Source organism: Halomonas sp. BC04, assembly GCF_000568385.1.
In genome coordinates, this window is record NZ_AZQX01000297.1 from 1 (window position 1) to 5,330 (window position 5,330).

Consider the following 5,330-nt stretch of genomic DNA (forward strand, 5'->3'; position numbering starts at 1 on the left):
ATGCGCCGTGCCGCCCCCGCCGAGGCATGCCGTGGCGCCTCCCCTGCGCGATGGTGGGCGTCCGCGTCCTCGCCCACCACGATGGCATCGTCGACGATCACCCCAAGGCCATGATCAGGCAAACAGCGACATCATGTTGATCGAGCCGCCGATGCCCCAGAACACCCCCAGGGCCGCCATGAAGGCGGTGGGAATGCCGATGGCCACCCATAGCGCCACCCTCGCCGGCAGGAAGAAGTAGAGCAGGATCACCACCAGCAGCAGGCCGCCGGCACCGTTGCTGATCAGCAGCGAGATGCGCTCGTCGATCAGCTGCCAGGACTCGTCGTGCACCTCCAGCTCGACGCTCGGCGGCAGCTGCGGCCGGGTCTCGGCCAGCCACTCATCGAGCACCCTGGCCGCCGCCAGGGAGTCGCCACTCTCGGCACGCTGCAACTGCATCTCCACCGCCGACCTGCCATCGCGGCTGAGGCGCAGTTGCCCCTCTCTTGGCTCCTGCCGGATCGTCGCGATATCCCCCAGCCGCAGCTGGACCCGGTCGCCGCTGAGGATCGGCAGGCTCTCGAAGGCCAGCGGGTCACGGCGCTGCTCCAGTGAGCGCAGCTCCCGGGCGCTGTCCTGCTGGCCCAGGATGCCGGCGGGCAGGTCCCGGGACATGCCCTGGACCCGCTCGGCGACCTGATCCAGCGACAGCGACAGGCCCTGCAGCCGCTCGGCCGGCACCTCGACGCTGATCTGCTGCTGCGCCAGCCCGCTCACCTCCACCCGGTCGATACCACGCAGGAGCAGTTCACTCTCGAAGCGGTGCACCAGCTGGCGCAACTCGCGCTCATCGAGATCGCCCCGCACCAGCAGGCGCGCCACCGGCTCATAGCGCACCACCCGCGACACCTCCGGCGTTTCGGCATCCGCCGGCAGGCTGGTGAAGCCGTCGACCTGCTGGCGGACGTCGTCCAGCGCCAGGACCGGGTCGCTGCCCTCGACGAACTCCAGGGTTATGTTGGCAATCCCCTGGGCAGAGGTGGAAGTCATGCGCTTGAGGCCGTCGATGCTGCGCAGCTTCTGCTCCAGCGGGTTGGTGACGCCCTGCTCGATATCCTCGGCGGAGGCTCCGCTCCACACGACCCGCACGCTGACCACGTCCAGGGCGAAGCTGGGAAAGAACTGCACGTTCATCCGCGCGATACCCAGGGCACCGCCGAGAAGCATCGCCAGCATCACCAGGTTCGCGGCAACCCGGTGATGCACGAAGAAGCCGATCACCCCACGCTTGCGACTCATGGCTGCGGCTCGACCGAGGTCGGTGCGGCACCAGGCAAGGCTTCGGGCTCTTCATCATCCTCGTCGGCATCCACCCGTAGCCCCTGCATGGCGTTAGGCAGGTGCGTGACAATGATGCGGTCGCCGGCGGCAAGGCCGGGCGCCCTCACCAGTGCCCAGCGCTCACCGTCAACGCCGAGGGTCTCGCCCAGGCGAATCACGGTATGACGCCGAAGACGCGCCTCCTCATCGATGCGATAGAGCACATCGCTGCCGTGCAGGGCGCTGAAGGGCACCGCCAGGGCCTCAGCCACCGCCGGGCGTTGCAACAGCACCGGCAGCAACGCCCCCGGACGCAGCCCCGAAGCGCTCCCTTCCAATATCAGGATCGCCTCGGTGCCACCCGGGTCGCTCTCCCCGGCCAGGCGTTGCAGCCGGAACCGCTGGTCGCCCTCCACCGCTACCGCCGTCAAGGATTCATTCTGTTCGAGCCACTCGCCGAGTTCATTCAGATAACGCTGGGGGACCTGGCGTGCAGCTCCAGTCCTCGGGAGGATACAGTGTAAGAAGTGCCGCCCTGGCTGCCACCTGATCGCCAGGCGACACCTGGATACCGGTCACGATACCGTCAAAGGGCGCCAGTACCCGGCTGCGGTCTGCGTCCCGCTGCGCCGTCAGGCGCACTGCTTCGGCCCGTGCCAGCCGCGCCTCCAGGCTGCGCAGCCGGGCAGGATGCTCGGCGATGGCCCCCTCACGGGTGGTAACCGTCAGGCGTGCCCGGGCCAGGGTATCGCCGGCATTATCCAGATCGGAGGGGGAAGCGAGGTTTCGCTCGACCAGCGAGCGAGTGCGCTCCAGTTGACGCTGGGCGTTGGCGACAATGTCCCGCTCCCTCGCCAGGGCTTCACGATCGTTGTCGTGGCGAATGCGCTCGTTGGCGACCTGGGCCTCCAAGTCCGCCACCTCAGCCTCGGCCTGGCGCAGGGGCGGCAGGGTGTCGGCCTCATCCAGCGCCACCAGCAGTGTTCCCGATGAAACACGCTGGCCTTCCTGAACCGGCCGCTCGGCAACTCGCGCCGCCATGGGTGCTACCAGATTGACCCGGCCTTGCGAGACCACCTCGCCAAACAGCGGCAGCACCGGCACGTGCTCGCCATAGCTCACCACCATCGACTCCACACGCCAGCTGCGCTCCTGCGCCACCGCCTCGACCGGCTCCGGGCGCGTCAGCCGCAACGCCATGAAGCCGGCCACGCCGATGGCCAGGATCAGAACGGGAAGGAGGCGCTTGAACATAGGGTTTTCCTGGAATATGAAAATAACGAAATAGAATTTATAGCATTACTATACCGTCCAGGCGCCGGTAATGGGCAGTTCGGTAACGGGGTGTGACAGTGTTACGCAAGCTACACGATCGATCGTGGCGGTTTATCTTGCCGCCCCAAGCCCTTATAATGCGCAGCCGTTGCGCCCCCATAGCTCAGCTGGATAGAGCGTCCCCCTCCTAAGGGGAAGGTCCCAGGTTCGAATCCTGGTGGGGGCGCCAGCTTCCCCAATCGTCGACAACGTCTTTCCCGCCCCACGCACGGCAAGGTATGCCCCTGAATACAGGCACCTGCGCCAGTGCGACAACCGAGCCTGGGCAGCGACTCGGGCACTCCGCATGGGCAATGGCTCTGTCCTCGGCATCGCAAATCTGCTGGCAAGACGGCACCATGATAGGCCATTCATCGCGTATGAGGTGCCTTCCATGCATGTAGACGATGCCATCCTTTCGCGACGATCGATGCGTCGCTTCCTGCCCACCCCGGTGCCGCGAGAGACACTGAAACATCTGCTGCACGTGGCCAGACAGGCGCCCAGCGGCAGCAACATCCAGCCTTGGCAGGTACATGTGGTCACCGGCGAACCACTGGCGGCAATGCGCCATGCGCTTCAGGCGGCCTTCGATGGTGAGCCCGGCCAGCACCAGGCCGAATACGTCTATTACCCACGCGAATGGTTCGAGCCGTATATCAGCCGGCGCCGGCGCTGCGGATACGGCCTTTACGAAACGCTGGGCATCCACCGGGAGGAGCGCGACAAGCGCCTGGCCCAGGCGAGGCGCAACTATGCCTTCTTCGATGCCCCGGTAGCGATGATCCTCACCCTCGACCGGCGCCTGGATACCGGCAGCTTCATGGACTGCGGCATGTTCCTGCAAAGCCTGATGCTGACCGCCCGCGGCCAGGGCCTGCACAGCTGTGCCCAGGCCGCCATCGCCCCCTATCACCGCGTGATTCGCGAGCAACTGACGCTGGACGACAGCGAACTGGTGCTGTGTGCGCTGGCCCTCGGCCATGCCGACCCCAACGCACCGGAGAACGGCTTCGTGCCCGAGCGTGAAGGGCTTGAGCGCTTTACACGCTTCTACGGCGGATGACGCCCGGTCAGCGGGTCACCATCACGGCAGCCGCAATGGCCACCGCGATCAGGATGGCGCCGGCCAGGTTGCCGATGTAGCGAACGTATTGATGCAGCATGATCGGCCTCCTTCAGACAATGTCGAAGCGGTCGGAAATGATCCGCGTGACGGGCACTCCGATCTCGATCAGGGCGCCCTCTGCGGCGTTCATCATCGGCTCGGGCCCGCAGATGAAGTATTCTCGCCGGTCGTCGTCTTCCGGCAGGCAGCGCTCCAGCAGCGCCTTGTCGACATAGCCGCTCTCGCCCTGCCAACTCTCGGGCGGGTCACTGAGCACATGGATCACCTTGAGCGGCAGCCCGGCCTCGAGTTCAGACAGTTCATCACGAAAGGTCGCCTCGTCCCAGCTGGGATTGGCATAGATCAACCACAGCGGCAGGGTTACCCCCTGGTCACGGAAGGTGCGCAGGATGCTCATGATCGGCGTGATGCCGATGCCGCCTGCCATCATCACCGCTCCGGAGGCACTGCGTACGTCGGGAATGAACGCGCCGTAAGGCCCCTCGATGAAGGCACGGGTGCCCGGTGGCACTTCCGGCAGCGTGGCGGTGAAGTCGCCGAGGTTCTTGGCGGTGAAGGCGATCCGCCCCGGCTTGCAGGCGCTCGATACCAGCGAGAAAGGGTGTTGCTGCAGCGAGAACGGTGAGTCGCCTAAGGTGATCCAGAAGAACTGCCCGGCATTGAAATCGAAGCGATGTTCGCCCTCAGGCTCCAGGGTCAGGGTGGTGGCATCGCCCAGCGCCGGCTGGTTGTCGACCACCTGCCAGATCCGCTTGCGCATTCGCCACGGGCGGATCAACCGCGAATCGAGCAGCAGATACACCGGCACCATCAGCACTGCCACGAGCAAGCCGGCAGTGATCCAGCCAGCGGTATAGTGGCTGGCCATCAGCGCGTGGCCGAGCCCGCCAAGCACTACAAACAGTGCCAGGCCACCGTGCAGCAGCCGCCACCATTCGTAGGAGAGCCCCAGTTGCACTCGCCAGAGCGAGCTGACGATCAACACCACGCTGGCGCTCAGCAAGCCGATCAGCGCCAGCGCACGCAGGGTATCGTCGCGGGGGTCAATGAACTCGAGATAGCTCGGGTCGCTGGCAAATATCAGCAGCGGATGCGCCACCACCAGCCACAGCGCCAACAGCCCGGTCTGGCGGTGAAACTGCAGGATATTGTCGAAGCCGATGCTCTCGGCAAACCAGCGGTGCCGGCCGGAGATGACCACCTGCATGCCGAAAACCCCCAGCGCCAGCAGCCCGAACATCACCCCGGTGGCGCCGAGCAGACCGCGGGGCTCTTCGGGGACGGTGAGCAGCGCGATGCCGAGAGGCAGCAGCGCCAGCAGCAGATACAGGCCGCCCCAGAGCAGCCCGCGACGAGTGATGGGTCTCATCGGTCCTCCTTGACTTGCATCCATGCTTGCCCTGCCAGTGTGGCTGAACCCCTTGTCACATCCAAGCACCGCCACCGGCTGCAGGTATTCACTTCCCCCGTCCGCTAAATGCCAGGTGGAGTGACCGTGCAAACCGGCACGGTTCAAACCTGCCCTCTACTCCGCCTGTTCCGCTTTACCGCATACATCGCCGCATCAGCCCGTTTCAGCAACCCG

General features: G+C 65.6%; 5 protein-coding genes and 1 tRNA gene. 2 read left to right on the forward strand and 4 right to left on the reverse strand.

Annotation, left to right across the window (positions count from 1 at the left end; translation table 11 throughout):
* Positions 1-114: 114 nt before the first annotated feature.
* The 3 genes from Q427_RS20200 to Q427_RS32635 are packed head-to-tail and all read right to left on the reverse strand — an operon-like array spanning position 115 to position 2,556.
* Positions 115-1,281: an efflux RND transporter permease subunit gene (locus Q427_RS20200; RefSeq protein WP_231613822.1), complete on the reverse strand. Its 1,167-nt coding sequence runs from the start codon at positions 1,279-1,281 to the stop codon at positions 115-117.
* Entirely contained in the window at positions 1,278-1,733 is a 456-nt protein-coding gene (locus Q427_RS32630) for a hypothetical protein (protein WP_197030756.1), read from the reverse strand. The genes Q427_RS20200 and Q427_RS32630 overlap by 4 nt, the downstream gene beginning before the upstream one ends.
* A 31-nt stretch (positions 1,734-1,764) precedes the next feature.
* The gene (locus Q427_RS32635) at positions 1,765-2,556 is read right to left on the reverse strand and encodes an HlyD family secretion protein (RefSeq protein WP_197030757.1); all 792 of its coding nucleotides are present in this window, start codon (positions 2,554-2,556) and stop codon (positions 1,765-1,767) included.
* Positions 2,557-2,729: 173 nt separating this feature from the next.
* On the opposite strand from Q427_RS32635, the gene Q427_RS20215 reads away from it, so the two are divergent.
* Positions 2,730-2,806: transfer RNA gene (locus Q427_RS20215), tRNA-Arg, on the forward strand.
* A 204-nt stretch (positions 2,807-3,010) separates the two neighbouring features.
* Positions 3,011-3,682 (forward strand): nitroreductase, encoded by a 672-nt coding sequence (locus tag Q427_RS20220; RefSeq protein WP_043516915.1) that lies wholly within the window; start codon positions 3,011-3,013, stop codon positions 3,680-3,682.
* A 112-nt stretch (positions 3,683-3,794) separates the two neighbouring features.
* On the opposite strand, the gene Q427_RS20225 is transcribed toward Q427_RS20220, so the two are convergent.
* Positions 3,795-5,114, reverse strand: coding sequence for a ferredoxin reductase family protein (locus Q427_RS20225; RefSeq protein WP_043516912.1), 1,320 nt, complete (start codon positions 5,112-5,114; stop codon positions 3,795-3,797).
* Positions 5,115-5,330 lie beyond the last annotated feature (216 nt).